Annotated in this window: 17 protein-coding genes, 1 tRNA gene and 1 pseudogene; 14 read left to right on the top strand and 5 right to left on the bottom strand. The window is 56.2% G+C overall.

The genetic code is table 11. From position 1 onward, the window contains the following. Positions 1-180 precede the first annotated feature (180 nt). Positions 181-1,494, top strand: coding sequence for a DUF5623 domain-containing protein (locus J3E64_RS05805; protein ID WP_253340820.1), 1,314 nt, complete (start codon positions 181-183; stop codon positions 1,492-1,494). Positions 1,495-1,794: 300 nt separating this feature from the next. On the opposite strand, the gene J3E64_RS05800 is transcribed toward J3E64_RS05805, so the two are convergent. Both J3E64_RS05800 and J3E64_RS05795 read right to left on the bottom strand, forming a co-directional pair. Continuing rightward, positions 1,795-2,490 (bottom strand): FUN14 domain-containing protein, encoded by a 696-nt coding sequence (locus tag J3E64_RS05800; protein ID WP_253340818.1) that lies wholly within the window; start codon positions 2,488-2,490, stop codon positions 1,795-1,797. Between the two features lie 24 nt (positions 2,491-2,514). Further along, positions 2,515-3,078 (bottom strand): recombinase family protein, encoded by a 564-nt coding sequence (locus tag J3E64_RS05795; RefSeq protein WP_253340816.1) that lies wholly within the window; start codon positions 3,076-3,078, stop codon positions 2,515-2,517. A 260-nt stretch (positions 3,079-3,338) separates the two neighbouring features. Here J3E64_RS05795 and J3E64_RS05790 point away from each other — a divergent pair, with 260 nt between their 5' ends. Next, positions 3,339-3,797 (top strand): hypothetical protein, encoded by a 459-nt coding sequence (locus J3E64_RS05790; RefSeq protein ID WP_253340815.1) that lies wholly within the window; start codon positions 3,339-3,341, stop codon positions 3,795-3,797. Positions 3,798-3,800: 3 nt separating this feature from the next. Here J3E64_RS05790 and J3E64_RS05785 read toward each other — a convergent pair whose 3' ends face one another. Next, positions 3,801-4,703 carry a hypothetical protein gene (locus J3E64_RS05785; protein ID WP_253340812.1) on the bottom strand — a complete coding sequence of 301 codons (903 nt, stop codon included), beginning with the start codon at positions 4,701-4,703 and terminating at the stop codon, positions 3,801-3,803. Between the two features lie 1,598 nt (positions 4,704-6,301). Next, the gene (locus J3E64_RS05780) at positions 6,302-6,544 is read right to left on the bottom strand and encodes a hypothetical protein (RefSeq protein WP_253340810.1); all 243 of its coding nucleotides are present in this window, start codon (positions 6,542-6,544) and stop codon (positions 6,302-6,304) included. A gap of 296 nt (positions 6,545-6,840) precedes the next feature. On the opposite strand from J3E64_RS05780, the gene J3E64_RS05775 reads away from it, so the two are divergent. The 10 genes and pseudogenes from J3E64_RS05775 to J3E64_RS20790 form a co-directional block, all read left to right on the top strand. Next, entirely contained in the window at positions 6,841-7,332 is a 492-nt protein-coding gene (locus J3E64_RS05775; RefSeq protein ID WP_253340808.1) for a hypothetical protein, read from the top strand. Positions 7,333-7,416: 84 nt separating this feature from the next. Next, complete coding sequence (locus J3E64_RS05770; RefSeq protein WP_253340806.1) at positions 7,417-8,676, top strand: hypothetical protein; 1,260 nt, start codon at positions 7,417-7,419, stop codon at positions 8,674-8,676. Further along, positions 8,673-9,359: a hypothetical protein gene (locus J3E64_RS05765; RefSeq protein WP_253340804.1), complete on the top strand. Its 687-nt coding sequence runs from the start codon at positions 8,673-8,675 to the stop codon at positions 9,357-9,359. Before J3E64_RS05770 ends, J3E64_RS05765 begins: the two co-directional genes overlap by 4 nt. Positions 9,360-9,372: 13 nt before the next feature. Continuing rightward, positions 9,373-9,675, top strand: coding sequence for a hypothetical protein (locus tag J3E64_RS05760; protein ID WP_253340802.1), 303 nt, complete (start codon positions 9,373-9,375; stop codon positions 9,673-9,675). Between the two features lie 27 nt (positions 9,676-9,702). Continuing rightward, positions 9,703-9,996 (top strand): hypothetical protein, encoded by a 294-nt coding sequence (locus J3E64_RS05755; protein WP_253340800.1) that lies wholly within the window; start codon positions 9,703-9,705, stop codon positions 9,994-9,996. Then, positions 9,993-11,336, top strand: coding sequence for a type IV secretory system conjugative DNA transfer family protein (locus tag J3E64_RS05750; protein ID WP_253340798.1), 1,344 nt, complete (start codon positions 9,993-9,995; stop codon positions 11,334-11,336). Before J3E64_RS05755 ends, J3E64_RS05750 begins: the two co-directional genes overlap by 4 nt. Next, positions 11,336-11,632, top strand: coding sequence for a hypothetical protein (locus J3E64_RS05745; protein ID WP_253340797.1), 297 nt, complete (start codon positions 11,336-11,338; stop codon positions 11,630-11,632). Before J3E64_RS05750 ends, J3E64_RS05745 begins: the two co-directional genes overlap by 1 nt. Positions 11,633-11,655: 23 nt before the next feature. After that, positions 11,656-11,991, top strand: a complete 336-nt coding sequence (locus J3E64_RS05740; RefSeq protein WP_253340795.1) for a hypothetical protein — start codon at positions 11,656-11,658, stop codon at positions 11,989-11,991. Between the two features lie 117 nt (positions 11,992-12,108). Next, entirely contained in the window at positions 12,109-12,462 is a 354-nt protein-coding gene (locus J3E64_RS05735) for a hypothetical protein (RefSeq protein WP_253340793.1), read from the top strand. Further along, positions 12,459-13,439 (top strand): annotated as a pseudogene (locus J3E64_RS20790) (recombinase family protein); the annotation flags it as partial. The gene J3E64_RS05735 and the pseudogene J3E64_RS20790, both read left to right, overlap by 4 nt. 541 nt (positions 13,440-13,980) lie before the next feature. On the opposite strand, the gene J3E64_RS05725 reads toward J3E64_RS20790, so the two are convergent. Beyond that, positions 13,981-14,070, bottom strand: a tRNA-Ser gene (locus J3E64_RS05725). Positions 14,071-14,204: 134 nt separating this feature from the next. On the opposite strand from J3E64_RS05725, the gene hspQ reads away from it, so the two are divergent. Then, positions 14,205-14,576 carry a heat shock protein HspQ gene (gene hspQ / locus J3E64_RS05720; protein WP_253340788.1) on the top strand — a complete coding sequence of 124 codons (372 nt, stop codon included), beginning with the start codon at positions 14,205-14,207 and terminating at the stop codon, positions 14,574-14,576. A 203-nt stretch (positions 14,577-14,779) separates the two neighbouring features. After that, on the top strand, positions 14,780-16,720 hold the full coding sequence (locus tag J3E64_RS05715) for an OPT family oligopeptide transporter (protein ID WP_253341021.1): 1,941 nt from the start codon (positions 14,780-14,782) through the stop codon (positions 16,718-16,720). Positions 16,721-16,810: the final 90 nt, after the last annotated feature.

The following is a 16,810-nucleotide window of genomic DNA, read 5'->3' as shown; positions in this document are numbered from 1 at the left end:
TTGCAAAAAGGCGATTAATCCGATATTGCTTCGCTACGCTCTCGGCAGGAGCGCGGCACCCGTCTTTGCCAAGCTGTTGACAGCGCTGCTTTGTTATTGCTGACATTCTCGTCCAACATGTCGTTCGGGCTTGAGAAGCGGTTGACGGGTGACGCTTCATATCAAGCCGGGAGAACAATCATGTTGATTCACGATGTCCGGCCTTCAAGTTTAATTGGTATCAAGCGCCTTGCTCGGCAAATAAGGAATGCAGAAGGCGTTCCTCTCAATCAGGCATTGCAGCGCGCCGCTCAAGCGGCTTCTTTCTCAAATTTTGAGCATGCGCGCAGCACCCTCGGTAAAGTTGTCCAAACTTCCAAGCAAGGACTTCAGCTTTTTCTGACGGCCTATTGGACCGATCGCGAAACTTATGAATCGGGCCGGGAAACGCTTGAAATTCAGGTTTCAAAGTCTCTGACTGAACTTTGCACCGCACCGGAGCGAAAGTTGGTGCGGGCGCTCTGCAACATGCGTCTAGCGTCTCCAGATCACCTGGTGATGGATATGCTATGCCCGTCGCAATATTACGCAAGGGATCAGGTATGTCAGACTGTCCGTGCGCTTCGCTTCATGGAAGCGACAGGTCTTCGTCCCTCCGACTACAATCGCGCACGCATTGCGACGAAGAGGCTCGATGGTGATTTGCCTGAGCAAGATCATATTTCAGAATGGTATGATCCGGGAACGGGCCAATTTATTCTTATAGACGAGCCATATATGGATGCCGTGGTCAGCCCACAACGGGCCGAGTGGGCTAAGCGGAATAACTGGCACCTTCGGGCTTCATCGTGGCCTGGCATCTATTTTCCTTACAGGTGTGCGATGTTCGTTGCGTCGAAAGCAACCGGCCCATTGGACTTTGACGCGATGATGCGAAAAATCGACGGTATCTCTGCGCCAGTTACGGCCGAACACTGGACGGGTAAATCCGCTGACGATCACAAACTCTTCACCAGCCCGTTGGCGGTTTCTTCACAGGACAGGCGACGGGCGAAGGCAAAGGGAACGATCGTTCCGCGACCTTCGAAATGCACCATCCCTTATATGCGCTCGTTAATCGGACCAGCCCGAAAGCCCAACGGGGCGATGACACTTTCCCAACATGAATTGGCCGGACGGATGGTTCGTTCGATACTGCAATCAAACCATAAGCCTTGGGCGGTCAATGCGCACATTGACCGAATGCAGAGACATCTGGTGGATTGGCTGTATGCAGATGTCCCTGCACGGCAGTTCGGGGATATGGACCCGGTAGATTTATACTACGCAGCCATCGCTGACAGTGATCCGTTGGTTGTTCAGGCTGGTTCGACCGAGGGTGTGATCCACATTCTGACCAACCTGAAAACATTGCTGATAGGCGCATATCCCAATTGCGCACCGTTGCGCAAAATGACGCAGCGTGTCGACAAATCGCTGGAAATTATAGCGAAGGCGAATGGCGCGCAGCGATAGGCTTGGCTTAAACAAGGAAGGCGAATGCGGCACGCGCTTATCGCGATGCGTCATCGCAATCTGATTAGTGGCGCTTCTCCGGCTCGATGCCGGTGAAGCGCCATTTGCTTGGGGGTGAAACGGGGGCGGGCACCGCCCCCTTCCGAACGCCATTTGGCGTTCGCCAAGCGCGCGTGTCTGACACGCGCACAGCTTGCGTAATTCTTCTTTACGCCTTCTTCCTGCTTCTGTCTGACGTTACCTGATTTCTGTCTCTGGGACAAACTTCGAACTATCTCTGGTTTTTACGAGCCCAGTTCATCACATCGCATTCGTCGAATTGCTCATCGTCTGATCGCCATCATAGCTGTCACAGACCAACTTCAAATCGTAACTTGGTTCGGTAATTGCAGGATCAGCGTTCTGCATCGGCAGCGTTCGGCCTTCATAGGCCACATTCTCACTGCCGCCCCATGTGATGCCTACCTCTGGCGCTTCGGCATAGAAGTAAAAATCCGGCCCCGTGGTCAGGATGGTTGCACCCGCGCTTGTCTCGAGAAACGCGGTTTCACCGCCGGTGAATGTCCAAGGCCCGTTCACTCTCCAGCCCTCGCCGGGTGCCTGCCATTTTATATAGACCTTCACGGTCTGCGAGCAGCCGTTGGACACCCATATCTTCTTGGTTGCGCCGGTGGCTGCTGGCGGGGCGGGTTGTGTTTCGACCGGCGGCGTTTGCGTCGTCGTTTCCTGATCCGCTGGCGCTGTGCCTGCCGCTTGCACATTCTTCCAACTGGTCTTGATGGCGGCAACGGCCAATAGCAGACCCAGCCCACCGACGATCACTACGGCGGCGTATTTAACGGCGCGCACGACCGCCACACCGAGCGCGAAGCCAGCAATCGCCCCCATGACCGCGCCGCCACCTTGGTTCGCACCATATCCGAAAAGGCCACCGATCAGTGCGAAGAAGAGGCCCAACTGGGTCGCTGTTTCGGCGCTGCCGTCACCGCTGCTCATGGCACACTACCCCATATCGTCGGATCAGCGGCGCGGCATAGGCCGGGCCAAGGCCCGGCGCAGCGTGTCGCGCGAGACGTTCAACTGGTCGGCCAGTTGCCCCAATGTCCAGCGCCCCGATTTGAGCTTGCGCCGCGCCCACAGGATATTGTCGGGCGAAAGTTTCGGCGGCCTGCCGATATGCTGGCCGCGCCGTTTCGCTGCGGCCATGCCTTCCCGCGTTCGCATCGAGATCAAATCCCGTTCGAACTCGGCGGTGCTGGCCAGCCCCCGGAAGAAATGCCGCCCTTCGGGCGTGTCTGTGACGAAGCTCAAGGTCACGATATGCAGTTCCACACCGCGCGCCCGCAAGCGCTCCCACACCATGATAGCCTGCTTGGTCGAACGAAAAGCGCGGTCCAGCTTCCAGATTACCAGCGTATCGCCAGCCTTCAACGCGCGCAGCGCGGCTTGAAAGGCGGGTCGCTCGGTGCTGGTGGCGGATACATGGTCGGTGAAAATGCGGTCGCACTTGGCCGTTTCCAGCGCATCGACCTGCAACTGGAGGTCCTGATCTATGGTCGAGACGCGCGCATAGCCTATCCGCATTCGGTCCTGTTCTGTGAGAAGAAAATCCACCGGCGGCGCTTGAAAGGGACCCCTTTCGCCTAAGCAGAGCCAGACCCGAAGGACGCTCCTTTGATAGGTCAAATACGGGGATTTGTAAACGATGATGCCCGTTTCACATGATCTTTTTCACCCAGCGCGAAAGGGGTCGCTTTTGCAATAGGGTGAAAGCCCGCCGTTATTGAAGCGGCGCGCTGTCAGAGCCGCGAAGGACGCAAGATTTTCCTTCGAGGAATTGCGTCATGGCTCATCTGTCCGGCTTGGTATCTTCGGCCCGTCTCGTTCTTGGTTGCACCTGCCTTCTGGGCGCAGCGATCACGCCGCAGGTCGCAGGGGCGCAAGGCACTTCCACCGGCGTTCCGATCAAACATGCGGAAACGAACAGCATTCGCGCGGTGCAGTTCTTCGCATCACAAAAATCGGCCCAAGGGTTGATGCTGGCGGTTTATGGGGCCAGCGAGAACGCCAAGAATGCCGCGCTCGGCGCGGCCAGCGAGTTGCGGGCGGCAGGTTATCCGCTGCGCGGCATCATCTTTGGCCCGGCGCGGGATGATGCGCCTTCGGTGATCGAATTTTATGCCGACGCACAATTGACCGCGACCTTTCTGAACCCGGATCAAAGCGACAAGGCGGCAATCGTCACGCAGTTGAAACGCGGATATAGTGAGATTGTCCGGCCCCGCCTGACGGGAAGCCAATAGGCATCAGAGCGGCATCGGCGGCTTCGCTTTGGGTGCGGCCATGGCCGATGCGTCATTTTCGGCGACTTCGTCAAAGCCTTCGTCCACACCTGCAACGGCGGCATGGCCCAGTTCGCGGTCGTCTTCGCTCAATATCGTGTCGGCAACCGCAGTTCGGTCTTCGACGCGCTCAAGCTTGGCCGTTGCACTGTTTACGGAGCGCTGTCCTTCGGCGGTGGTTTCCAGCGTCCGAACTGTTGCAGGGATGGATTCCGGCTTCGCGCCCATGTCGATGGCGAGCTTGCGGTCGCGTTCATTGTCGGCGGCCAGGTCTTCATTCTCGCGGATGATCCGCAGCTTTTCGTCGCGGATGCCTTGCAGGATGATCGCGATCTGGTCGGGATCGTTGCGATCCACTTTTACGCCGTATCGCTTCTCATACTCGCGCACCGCCTGTTCGGCGGCCTTGTCGCGCAGCGCGCCGTTTTCATCCAGTTCAGCCTTCCTGCCTTCGCGCAGATCGGCAAGGTGGCGGTCCAACGCCGTTTCCTGTTTGCTCAATGCGTCGATGCGTTCGAGATTCTCCGCGATCTGGCGATTGCGCGCCTCGATCTGATCGATGATCTGCTGGATGACGTGCTGGCGTTCCTTGTCGTCCTCGCGGCGCTTGACGGACTCGACATGGGCTTGATGGATCGCAGCGGCGGAGCCGTTCAGCAAAAATCCGGGATTGGTGGTGTCACCGTCGCCGCCATTGACGAACGCCATGCCAAGCTGATGCCGTTCCAGTTCGTTGCCCTGCAGGGCTGTAGATTCATTACATGAATCTACAGATGAAAAAATACTGGAGAGCCTGCCTTTTGGCAGAACCGGCCTGTCTGAAAGGGCGGTCACAGGACCGCCGGATTTGGCATCGTCGCGCGCCATGCACCCTCACATCGGCGTATTTTTTTGCTATTGGAACCACGATCATTATGCGACATCAGCGCTTAAAAAATAGTTAAGGGATCACTCCGATTATGACGGACTGCCCAGATTTCTATAAAATACAGAAATATGTACGTCTAAGGCGCGATTGATGAGCTCAGCCTACCGCCGGAAACGCATCAACAGAACAAAACCGTCTTTTACGAAGATCGGTAATTTGTTAAGGCGAACAGAGAGAGATCATACTGCGCCTTTACATATAAATCGTCTATATGACCTTGAAAACCTATTGTCCATTGCCCTTGTTTTATCATCACCAATATCAATTACGATGGCACTTATAGCCATCGTAGCTTCATACATGATTATCAAGTTGAGGCATCCATCATTTTCGATAGAAGAAGATCAATTTATCAGAAAAAAATTCCCAATACCGGAACGTGTCGAGATCAGAAAAAGCCGTGGATCAGAATTTTCTCTGTACAGCATGCCATTTGTATCAATTCTCATTCTACCCGAAAATTTTGATAACAAATTTTTTAGAGAGAAAGTTTACCACGAGCTGGGACATCACAAGATGCTCGACTTTATGGTTATCATATTTATTTCCTCATTTGCAATATATACTATGAGTATAATCTGCATATCTATTTTATCATATACATTATCAATTAAAACGTCGTATAATTACGGAACGATATTGATATCAGGAGAAAATTTATCAATTAATTATTCAGCTAATTTTTTCTTCTTTATCTATGCCATCTTCCTATCAACGTCTCTTATTCATAAAAGAGAATATATAGCAGATTTTCGAGCTGCATATATTCTTTCTGATACATATGTTGATTTTCTCAGGAATCAAGAACGGTCTGAAAGATTTAAACAAAGCAAGAACCGCGTAGAATACTTCTTAAAACAAATGTTTCATCCATCATTCAAAAAGAGGGTGAGATATTTGACATTGGAATATAGCTTTCCAAAATTTAGATATCTGTTGTCTGTAATTTTGCTTATGTCCATTTTTTGGATAACAGCAATAAATGCAATACAGGGAATAGATTTTAATAATTTTTCTGATAAATGGAATATTACGAATTCATTTACTGGTTCAATGTGCTTAATTTTCTCAACATTTTTTTTGATATTTTCCATATTTAGAAATATAACTGAAACTATTCAATCAAATATAAAATTCATAGACAGGTTTATTATTATAATATCCGATTGGATTGCGGTTTCTTTACCAATTTTCATAATTGGCAAAATAGAATTTATTTTTAAAAATGATAATATTAATGAATTTAGCATTTCTTGGATAATTATCTGGCCCCTTCTAACGCTCACATGGATCTTGTCTATCGTAATTTTAAATTACTTCACAACTCATTTGAAGTTAATTTTCGACAGAGATGTATTCGACCTATGTTCATTAATATTATCGGCTGGACCAATCTTGGCATGGGATATATTATTTAACCGTGATTTAAATTCAATTTATGACTATATTATTGTCTTTTCAGTTCCGGTTGTCGTAGCAGTTATCATGCTCTCACTTCTAAGAATTATCTCAATTTTAGAAGAGAACATAATGTGGATCATTCATCGTGCAAAGTTACTGATATGGATGAGAACCCCCTTGCGATTTCGAGTATTTGCTCGATCTCTTCCATCTTCTCTTTATCAAGCTCTTTGTAGCTTATTTTCAGGGTTATACGCTCGATTTCGGATTCGCCAGAGCCGAGAAAAGTAGCGCGCCCTTCCAGCAGCTTGAAATCAGCCAGCGCATTCACGAACTCGGCATGATTGTCCAAGATGTCATCGGCAAGGACATTGAGCATGCCTCGCTCCGTCGAGTGAAACTGGATGATTCTGAACTCGGGCATAGCCACCTTCCCCGTCTGGCCTTTCCAATGGCATGACCTTATAGATCGACAAATCCGATTGAACACCTCGATAAATCCCTTGGTCTGACCGGATTCGTCTTCGAGAGCCTGCATTTGCGCAGAATGATGTAGCGTTAGCATTTAGGGCAGGAGATGCTAAACCACCCCCTGATCCCAGAGCAGGTGGGCAGAGTTCTCCCAGACGGGCGCTGGAGAGTGAGCCGCTCGCAGATTGTGGAAGTATGGTGCAAATGGCGGATAAGCTTCAGAAAACTGGTAATATTCTGCCGGTTCATGTTACACTGAAGGATATCGAAGGCATGCTTGAGAAGCACGGCCTTGCGTTGGAGGAGGCAGCGACCTCGGCCGAATTGAGGCGCGTACTCGACAAGGGTGGATCAGAACCCGCTGATCCAGCTGAGAAAATTGTAACAATTAAGGAAGTAGAGGATCTCCTTGGGAGACATGGATTTAAGCTGAAGAAGCGAGAAGACCACAGAAGGATATATCGTAAAGCTGCGGAATTACCTGATCCGAGCAAGGGCCATCGCGCCGAGGTCAATCGTAAAACCAAGCTTGTAAATTTCCGGCTGCCTCCTGATGCTCTAGATAAGCTTGAGCGCCTTGCGCTAGCGCAAGGCGTTCCGAAGGCCACTTGGCTGGCTAGCGTCGTGCTAGCTGCGATTGATGCCCAATATGATCTCGAAGCCGACACGGATGTAGAACCCTCCCAACAGCCATAGGTGGCTTACACTTTTTCTTGATGGTGTCAGCCACCTATGGCATAGCTCCTTTATCGGTGATTCGCACCGGAGGAGTTCAATGTCATGGCCTATCCATTTGGGGACCGGAACAGCATGGCTGCTTCCGGTCGTGAGGACGCTTTTGCCTTAGAAAATGCCGCGCTGGCGAGCGCAGCCGAAGCCGCTATCCGCGAGGGGGGCCGCAGCTTCGTGGCCACGCCTATGGGGCTGATCCTGGAGTTGCGCGGTCATCTGTGGGACGGCCTGACCAACCGCGAAAGAGGACTGCTGGAACAGACGGAGGCTTTGCTGGCACGCATGGACCTGCGCCAGGAAGTTGTCCGAGCCGAGCCCGCCCGACTGTGGGGCTATGTCAGAGTTCTCGACACTGCCGGGCTGGACGATGGGACGCTGCTGGCGGGCAATGCCACCACGCCAGCTGCGCGCACCATAACGGCGCGCATTGTCCAGACGCGCCGCGAAGCGGGTGCTGTCGTTCCAAATGCAATCAAGCTTGTAGCTCATATGACAAGTGCAGGCATTGTCGTAGCGATCGAGATCGTGCTTTTCCACAGCGCGCTCAACATCGCCTTGGAGCCGGTTCTGGGGTCGCCCACACAAGCGATGTCGAACGGCATTCTTGCACTGGTATGCTTCACCGCGATCATCGGCGGTGCGTGGTCATTTCAGGATGCCGGCGAGCGAACCAAATCGCTGATACGCAAAGCCAGCCGCGTTGCCATTGGCTGCTTTCTTGCGGGATCGGCGGCCTTTGTCGGTAATGCGATCTTCCGCTCGTTGTATGACAGTGCGTCGGCAGCCAATTTCGATGTCACCGACACCGGAGGTATTGGCTTCTTCGGTTCGCTGGGCCTGGCGCTGGTGTTCGGCAGTGCGGGTTTGCTCGCGTGGGTGGGCTCGCATCATTCGCTGGGCCGGATCAGGGAACTGTTCGGCCAGCTATCAAAGTCATTGTCTTTGCGGGCTGATGCCGCCCGGCTGGAACGCGAACATCTCGCTGACACCGCCGCGTTGGTATCGCGCCAGAATGAACTTGAGGCAGTTCGGCGCGATCTCGCCGATATCGACCTCATCACCGCTCGCCGCGTCTCGGCGCTGTGCGCCGGTTCCATTGCTGCGGGTCACAAACTGCTGACACAACTCGACCTATATGGTGCTCCCAAGCCAAATCTCATTCCTGACCCATTGACGGAGGAGGCGTTGTCCTACGACCGCGACGTTCTGCGGAAGAAAATCGAGCGGTTGGAAGAGAGCTCAGAGCCATCCGCCATCTATTCGCGCATCCGCGCCGCGCTGTCTCCTGCCAAGGGGAAAACGAAATGAGCCTGCACCGCCTTATTGGGTTGGGCTGCCTCATGCTCGCTGCGTGCGATGACAAGCCTGACATCAGGCCAATGCGTCCCGCGCAACATGTCCTCGCCATCGATGACAGCGGCAGTTTCGGCATTCGCACAAATGCGATGCTGCGCGAGCGTGTTGCCCGCAAAATGCGGGCGGAGATGCTCGCCAGCGACATGCAGCTTGGCGATAAGGTGAAACTCTACTTCATCGGTCGTCGGCGCACCGAACTGGTTCTACCCCAAATCATGCTCCTTGATCGCCAACACCGTCCGCTCGCGGTCGCGAATGAGGTCTATCGGCGTATCATGGCGATGGGCGATCATCCCGAACAGGCCCAGAATGAAAGCAATATCCTCTTCCTGCTGAGCAATGGCGGGTTCGATTGTGGACCGGACGGGCGAGGCGCACTGATCGCCGCAACAGATCTTCTGGTGGAAGAGCCGGAATTCTCGGACTGGCGCAGCCTCGTTTCGGGTAAAGCGCAACTGCCAGCGCCGCTAGGCACGCCCCTCAAAGGGTGCCGCGCGCGCATTTTCGGCGCGGGCCTCACCGGGGAAGGACAGCGCCAGTTGACCTCTCAAGAGATCGCCACCCTGTCATCGGCCGTTCGCTCGTGGCTCCTCGCCGCTGGCGCAAGCGACGTTTCCATCTCCTCGGGCTTTTGAAAGGAGGATTGTCATGCACGATACCAGCACTTCGAGTTCTTCGGGCAAGAGCGCATTCAAGCGCGGCGGCGATCTTTTCGAATATGCCGCTGGCGGCCTTCTGGCCTTCTTCATGGGACCGTTGCTGTTCGAGTTCACCCAAGGGTTTGTACTCAGCTACGCCGCAGAAAAATATGGCGAGGCATGGTCAGGCTTCTTCTGGTTCCTCTGGGTCATTGGGAGCGCGGTCGGCTCGTTCGGCCTTTCTGTCATGATCATGGCGATGACCGTTCATGTCGGGCTGATGAAAATTTCCCGCAAGCTATTCGGTCGCTGACCTCTCTGGTTACAGGAGACAAATGTCATGGACGATATCAATACCCTATATCCTCATGGCTCCGCCGACTGGGCCGACGAGGATGAAATCGCCGCCGCCGGATATTTTACGAGAACGCCTGACGCTCTGCTGATCGGCTTTCTGGATGATCGACCTTTGTGGCATTCGGGACTGGGCGGCGTGATCCTGTGCGCGGGCGGGCGCGGCGGCAAGATGCAGACATGGCTGGCGTTCGCGGCTTGTGGCGTGGGCTGTGAAGATCACAATGTCGTCCAGTTGGACATCAAGGGTGAAATGACCTGCCTCGGGGAAGGTCAATGACCCGTCGCAAGCATCGCATCAACTGGAACCCGACCGGAATGCATGGGCGCAAGCATCATCGCATCAATATCGTGGACTATCTTCGATCCGACAGCCCGACGCTGGTCGCCGACTGCAAGCTGTTCTGCCGGAACATGATATCAGCGTCAGGCTCGGCCAACGGCGCATTTTTCGAGCAGCGTGCTCGTGAGTTCCTGGAAGGTCTCATTCTCACCTGCGTTCGTATCCATGGCCAGCTTGAAATTCGTCACATTCTCGATGCCATGTATCTCATACCCAAAGGCGGGGAAGAATGGCTCGACTTCGCCTTCGAGATGCAGGAGGCGGGCTATCCGATATCCGCAAGGATCGAGGAAGAAATCGCTAACGCGCGCAATGACAGCAGCGGAGGCTATCAGGGCATATTGGGTGAACTTTTCAAGGCATTTGCCTGTTACAGCGACCCTTTGCTGCTCGACGCGGTATCACCTCCCTTTGACTTCTCCTATGAACAGACCACTGATCCCCACATTCGCTACGTCATAAGTTTGATGGTGCAGCCGGGGCATGTAGGGCCATGGAACCCGGCCCTCAAAGGCCATTTCGTGGCCGCCAAAATCTACAAGTCCCGCGCACCGCAGGCACCCCGGCAAACCTGGCTGCTCGATGAAATGGCCGTCCTCGCGAACGGGGATTCCAAGGGCTTTGCTCTCGCCGCCGATCTTTACACGGTCGATGCCGGGATGGGTATACGCCCGGTCGGCGTGATTCAGAGCAGCAAGCAATTGGATACCCTGATCCCGAACGGTGAAGCGATCATCACGGCAAGCGCGCCTGTCCGCTGCTACTTCGCGGTCCGCGACGAGAAGACCGCGACCACGCTATCGAACATGCTCGGCATGCAGACTCTGTTCTATGACGATGAGAAGGAACAGGCGCGGTCGCGCCACGCCGCAGACCAGGCCATGAAGCGGATGTTGGATGGCGCGGACAGTTTCGGAGCCATAATGGATTATGCCCATCATTCCGAAATGGCGGGCATGCGCTCGAAAATGCGAAGACAGCTTCGCACGCCTGCTGAGATTCTCCAAATGGCCCCCGGCAAGCAAATCATCTTCGCCGATGGCTTGCTCCATCCAATCGAAGCGGATCGAAAAATTTATTACGAACAGCGGTTCATGGCAGGGAAATTCCATCCCAATCCCTATTATCCGCCGCTCGACAGGGTGCGCGTCAAGACACGCTTCGGCCATGCCTGGAAGCGCGTGATCCGCGAGCCGGTTCCTCCCGAATATGCCGATCTGCCGCAATTTGCGGACGGCATGTGGACTTATATCGAACCTCTCAAATGGTGGGAATGATGACAGATAGAACAACACCTCCAACCCGCGCGTCCTTCGCGCATGAACGTCCCGACCTGCGTGCCGACAATCCGCTCTACGAGCGGGCAGGCTCCTCGCGCCCAGCATTCGAGGCCAGCGTGCATGACAATTCAGACCGGGCCGCGCGGCGCGAGTCTTTCATGGTGAAGCGCCAGCAGGCGCGGCCCGTGCTGCGTCCATCGCCGGAATTGGCGCTTGGATCAGACAGTGCGGCTTTCGAACAGCAATGGAACGAAGAACGGCGCGCCGCGCGCGCCAAGTCTCGCGGCATATGAGCAAACGGAAAGGAGACTATGACATGGACAGCGAAAGCAACGGCCCGCGCGAAACGCTGCGGGATGGAAATTTGAAATCCAGCATCTGGCGTAACGAGTCCGAGAACGGAGCTTATTATTCCGCCACCCTGAGCCGCACCTATAAGGACAAGGATGGCGAGCTGCGCGATACGCACAGCTTCTCCGGCCCTGACCTGCTGCGTGTCTCCGAGCTTGCCCGTAAAAGCTATGAACGGACGCAGGAATTGCGCCGCGAAGAACGCGGACAAGGGCCAGACCGCGATCAGCGCCGGGAAGCCTTTCGCGAAGGTCGTTCCCAGGGTCGCGAGCAAGGTAATCGGCGCGACCGCGACCGCTGAACAGGAAAATATTCCTTGACTACAATTGTAGATCTATGGCTTAATGTTCCTCTTTTGTTCTGTTCGATTTGAGAGGAGGTCGGGCGAGGAAAGCGGGAACGCCATAAGGAGGCAAACATGTCCGGCACCGACCTGACGACACAAGAGGCAAGGCCAAGGGTGGAGATCGATCTGTCGATCTATGCGCCCTTGTTCGAAGACGATACGATCAGCGACGACGACAAGATGGCGCTGCTGAATGCACTGTGGTCCATGATCCTGTCATTTGCCCAGATCGGCTGGGGCGTTCATCCGGTTCAGCAGGCACAGAGCGCGCGCGGACGGCATGAAATCGGCTGTGGAAAAGCTGCCGGTCATACCGACGAATGCACGGGCGAGTCGCGGGATATGCTATCATCGTCCTTTCCCATGCTCACGGGGCATTTTGACGGCGTGGCCGCTAGCGGCACACGCGATATGAGGGAGTCATGACAGCCAGCGCGAACGAAAAGAAAGCCGTCATCTATGTGCGTGTGTCCTCGGTGGCGCAGGTGCAGAAAGGCCATGGCGCGGAAAGTCAGGCGACGCGTTGCTCTGAATATGCCCGTTTGAAGGGCTATCAGGTCGTGCGTACGTTCGAGGACAAGGCCGTATCCGGAAGTCTCGCGGAACGCCCCGGCATGAAAGCACTGCTAGCCTATGTGCGCCAGCACCGCAAGGATGGTATCCACGTCATTATCGACGACATTTCGCGCCTGGCGCGCGGCGTTAAAACCCATTTCGCATTGCGCGCGGCGATTGCCTCGGCGGGCGGCCATCTGGAATCGCCCAGCCGTGATTATGGCGACGATCCCGAAGATGATTTCATGGAGGTGGTTGAAGCCGCCTTTGCAAGCGAGCAGCGCCGCAAAAATGCCGAACAGACGCGCAATCGCATGGAGGCGCGAATACGGCAGGGCTATTGGCCCTTCATCGCCTGCATGGGCTATCGCTATGAACTTATCGATGGTCACGGCAAGCTTCTGGTGCGCGATGAACCTTTCGCGTCCATCATCGCAGAAGGGATGGAAGGCTATGCGAATGGGCGTTTCCAGACCCAGGCCGAGGTCGCCCGCTTCTTCGAAAGCCAACCCGACTTTCCCAAGGGCGGCAATGGCCATGTTACCATCCAAGCGGTCAATCGCATTTTCAGCCGGGTGATCTACGCGGGCATGGTCGAGCGCCCTGATTGGGGCATATCGCTTCGCAAGGGCAAGCATGAAGGCTTGGTCGATTTCGAGACCTTCGAGAAGATACAGGAGCGCTTGAATGGCCGCGCCTATGCGCCAGCCCGTGCGAATATCAGTGCTGACTTTCCGCTGCGCGGCTGCGTCCAGTGCGATGACTGCGAGCACCCGCTGACCGCCAACTGGTCGCGCAGCAAGACCGGCAAGCGGCATGGCTATTATATGTGCTTCAACCGGGACTGCGGCAGCTATCGCAAATCCATTCGCCGCGATGAGATCGAAGGCCGCTTCGTCGAACTGCTCGATGAGTTGGAGCCGTCGCCTTCGCTGGTGAAGGTGGTCACGGCGATGTTCAAGGATGCATGGGAGTTGCAGCGCGCTCAGGCGCAATACAGCGCGCAAGGGTTACAGCGGGCCATCTCCAAGGCTGATGAGGAAGTTGCGCGCCTGCTGGATCGCATCGTATCGGCCAGCAATGAATCGGTGATCGCCGCCTATGAAAAGCGCATCGACGCACTCGAACGCGAGAAGCTGGTGCTGATCGAAAGACAGGGCAAATCCGCTCAGCCGACCAGACCCTTCGATGAAATGTTCGAACTCGCCATGCAGTTCGTAACAAAGCCTTCAAATCTTTGGAGAAATGGTCGACTCGAAGAGCGTCAAACCGTGCTGAAACTGGTCTTCGCCGGCCGTCTTGTCTATGCCCGGAATCGAGGATTTCGAACCCCGAAAACATCTCCGGTTTTCAGTATGTTAGAGGCTACGAAAACCGGAAATTTTAAGATGGCGGAGAGGGTGGGATTCGAACCCACGTTACGGTCACCCGTAAACCGCATTTCGAGTGCGGCGCATTCGACCACTCTGCCACCTCTCCGCAGAAGGTCCGCGCGACACCGCTGGCGCCCCGCTTTCCGGTCGAGCGGCGGCCATTAGCGAATGCGGCGGGGCTTGCCAAGCGGCCAGCCGCATTTTTCTTGTAAGCGGCCGCAACGCCCCTAAATTGGAGATATGAGAGAAACGCTTCAGATTTTCGGCGCCGGCGTCACCGCTCCCCCGATCGTCCATGCCCGGTTCAACATCGGCGACGTGGTCAAGCACCGCATGTTCGGCTTTCGGGGGGTGGTTTTCGACATCGATCCGGTCTTCGCGAACAGCGACGAATGGTATGAGGCCATTCCGGAACATGCGCGGCCCGACAAGCAGCAGCCTTTTTACCACCTGCTCGCCGAAAATGGCGAATCCAGTTATGTCGCCTATGTAAGCCAGCAGAATCTGGAAACGGACGACAGCGACGAACCGGTCAATCATCCCGCGATCACCGGTATGTTCGGCGCCTATTCCGACGGCCGGTATCGCCTGCGCCCGCTGCACCGCCACTGACCCGTGGGCTTCGCAGCGGTGCCGTATCGGGGGTATCGCGCCGCATCCGCCCTGGTTCAGCGCCTTGAACGTGCGTCGCCGCCGCGCATCCGTATCACTTTCCGATTGATCCACGCCCAAGCAACATTATTACTTGTGGTTTGAGGACGGTGCCATAACCAAGGGGACAGGATGTGACGACGGAACAGGCGCACGGCAGAGGAATGGCCGAACTGACGCTGCGCGGCGTCATATTGGGCGGATTGATCACGTTGATCTTTACCGCGGCGAACGTCTATCTGGGCCTGAAGATCGGCCTCACCTTCGCCACCTCGATTCCTGCGGCCGTCATTTCCATGGCCGTGCTGCGCCTGTTCGCGACCGGCACCATCCTTGAAAACAATATCGTCCAGACCATCGCGTCGGCGGCGGGCACGCTGTCGGCGATCATCTTCGTGCTGCCGGGCCTGGTCATCATCGGGTGGTGGCAGGGTTTCCCCTATTGGCTGAGCGCCTTCACCATCGCCGTGGGCGGTATATTGGGCGTCATGTATTCGGTTCCGCTGCGCCGCGCGCTCGTTACCGGGTCCGACCTGCCCTATCCTGAAGGGGTCGCCGCTGCAGAAGTGCTCAAGGTCGGCGCCGGATCGCGTGAGGGGCTGGAAGAAAACAAGCGCGGGCTGGCCGCCATCGTTGCATCGGCGCTGTCGGCAGCCGGCTTTTCGATCATCGCCAAGACCCGCATCCTCGCCGAGGAAGCCGCGACCTTCTTTCGTTTCGGCAGCGGCGCGACATCGGTGTCGACCAGCTTTTCGATGGCGCTGATCGGTGTCGGCCATCTGGTCGGCCTGTCCGTCGGCGTCGCCATGTTCATCGGCCTGCTGATCAGTTGGGTCGGTCTAGTTCCGTTCCTCACCTCCCCGCTGCCGGCGGGAGCGGAGCTGGCCGACATCGTGGGCACCGCCTTCCGCACGAAGGCCCGGTTCATCGGTGCTGGCACGATCGGCGTCGCCGCGATCTGGACGCTTCTCAAGATTCTGGGGCCGATCGTTAGCGGCATCCGTTCGGCGCTGGCCGCCAATGCGCAGCGCAAGGCGGGCAATGCCGCATTGCTGGATATTACCGAGCGGGATTTGCCGATCGGAATCGTTGCCGGGACGATCGTCGGGGCGCTCGTGCCGATCGGCATATTACTCTGGGTCTTTGCACAGGGCGGACCGATCGCCGCCAATCCGGTGCCGGTCATCGGCCTGACGCTGGCCTATGTTCTGGTGGCGGGTATCGTGATTGCTTCGGTCTGCGGCTATATGGCGGGCCTGATCGGTGCGTCCAACAGCCCGATTTCGGGGGTCGGAATCCTCGCCGTGCTCGGCGCTTCGCTGATGCTCGCGGCGATATATGGTTCGGGCCATGCCGATCCGGCACAGACCCAGGCGCTGATCGCCTATGCCCTGTTCACCACCGCCATCGTGTTCGGCATTGCAACCATTTCCAACGACAATCTTCAGGATCTCAAGACCGGCCAGCTGGTCGGCGCCACGCCCTGGAAGCAGCAGCTTGCACTGGTGCTGGGCGTCCTGTTCGGCGCGCTTGTCATCCCGCCGGTGCTCGACCTGCTCAACAGCGCATTCGGCTTTGCCGGGGCGGAAGGCGCAGGGCCAAATGCGCTGCCCGCGCCGCAGGCGGCGCTGATTTCGGCCTTGGCCAAGGGCGTGCTCGGCGGGGACCTCGACTGGGGGCTGATCAGTATCGGTGCGGGCATCGGTGTCGTCGTCGTCATCATCGACGAACTGCTGGGCAAAGCGGGTCGGCTGCGCCTGCCGCCCCTGGCTGTGGGCATGGGCATCTATCTGCCCATGGCGCTGACCCTGCTGATCCCCGTCGGGGCGATCATAGGCCATGTCTACAACCGCTGGGCCGCGCGTCAGGCCAATCCCGAATTTGCCGAGCGCATGGGGGTGTTGATGGCGACTGGCTTCATCGTCGGCGAAAGCCTGTTCGGTGTCGCCTTTGCCGGGATCGTCGCCAGCACGGACAGCGACGCGCCGCTGGCACTGATAGCGGAGAACGCCTGGGCGGTTCCGCTGGCGGTGGTCCTTTTTGCGGGCGTCATCGCGGCCCTCTATGCGCGTCTGCGGCACTGGGCCAGCACGCCCCTCGCCTGAGGCAAGGCGCGGCGTCGAAGGCGCCGTTGCTGCGACGCATCGTCATCCAACTGTAATGTCGATGTCACTTAAAATGCATGGCTTCGCAAC

The organism is Sphingobium sp. OAS761, assembly GCF_024168485.1.
Classification (GTDB): Bacteria; Pseudomonadota; Alphaproteobacteria; order Sphingomonadales; family Sphingomonadaceae; genus Sphingobium.
This window is presented reverse-complemented; position numbering and strand designations above follow the sequence as displayed.

Coding starts and splice junctions, on each gene's coding strand:
- J3E64_RS05775 (WP_253340808.1), top strand. CDS start 6,841: ATGGCGGATAAGCTTCAGAAAACTGGTAATATTCTGCCGGTTCATGTT.
- J3E64_RS05760 (WP_253340802.1), top strand. CDS start 9,373: ATGCACGATACCAGCACTTCGAGTTCTTCGGGCAAGAGCGCATTCAAG.
- J3E64_RS05785 (WP_253340812.1), bottom strand. CDS start 4,703: ATGGCGCGCGACGATGCCAAATCCGGCGGTCCTGTGACCGCCCTTTCA.
- J3E64_RS05750 (WP_253340798.1), top strand. CDS start 9,993: ATGACCCGTCGCAAGCATCGCATCAACTGGAACCCGACCGGAATGCAT.
- J3E64_RS05755 (WP_253340800.1), top strand. CDS start 9,703: ATGGACGATATCAATACCCTATATCCTCATGGCTCCGCCGACTGGGCC.
- J3E64_RS05715 (WP_253341021.1), top strand. CDS start 14,780: ATGGCCGAACTGACGCTGCGCGGCGTCATATTGGGCGGATTGATCACG.
- J3E64_RS05770 (WP_253340806.1), top strand. CDS start 7,417: ATGGCCTATCCATTTGGGGACCGGAACAGCATGGCTGCTTCCGGTCGT.
- J3E64_RS05790 (WP_253340815.1), top strand. CDS start 3,339: ATGGCTCATCTGTCCGGCTTGGTATCTTCGGCCCGTCTCGTTCTTGGT.
- J3E64_RS05745 (WP_253340797.1), top strand. CDS start 11,336: ATGACAGATAGAACAACACCTCCAACCCGCGCGTCCTTCGCGCATGAA.
- J3E64_RS05780 (WP_253340810.1), bottom strand. CDS start 6,544: ATGCTCAATGTCCTTGCCGATGACATCTTGGACAATCATGCCGAGTTC.
- J3E64_RS05740 (WP_253340795.1), top strand. CDS start 11,656: ATGGACAGCGAAAGCAACGGCCCGCGCGAAACGCTGCGGGATGGAAAT.
- J3E64_RS05735 (WP_253340793.1), top strand. CDS start 12,109: ATGTCCGGCACCGACCTGACGACACAAGAGGCAAGGCCAAGGGTGGAG.
- J3E64_RS05765 (WP_253340804.1), top strand. CDS start 8,673: ATGAGCCTGCACCGCCTTATTGGGTTGGGCTGCCTCATGCTCGCTGCG.
- hspQ (WP_253340788.1), top strand. CDS start 14,205: ATGAGAGAAACGCTTCAGATTTTCGGCGCCGGCGTCACCGCTCCCCCG.
- J3E64_RS05805 (WP_253340820.1), top strand. CDS start 181: ATGTTGATTCACGATGTCCGGCCTTCAAGTTTAATTGGTATCAAGCGC.
- J3E64_RS05795 (WP_253340816.1), bottom strand. CDS start 3,078: ATGCGGATAGGCTATGCGCGCGTCTCGACCATAGATCAGGACCTCCAG.
- J3E64_RS05800 (WP_253340818.1), bottom strand. CDS start 2,490: ATGAGCAGCGGTGACGGCAGCGCCGAAACAGCGACCCAGTTGGGCCTC.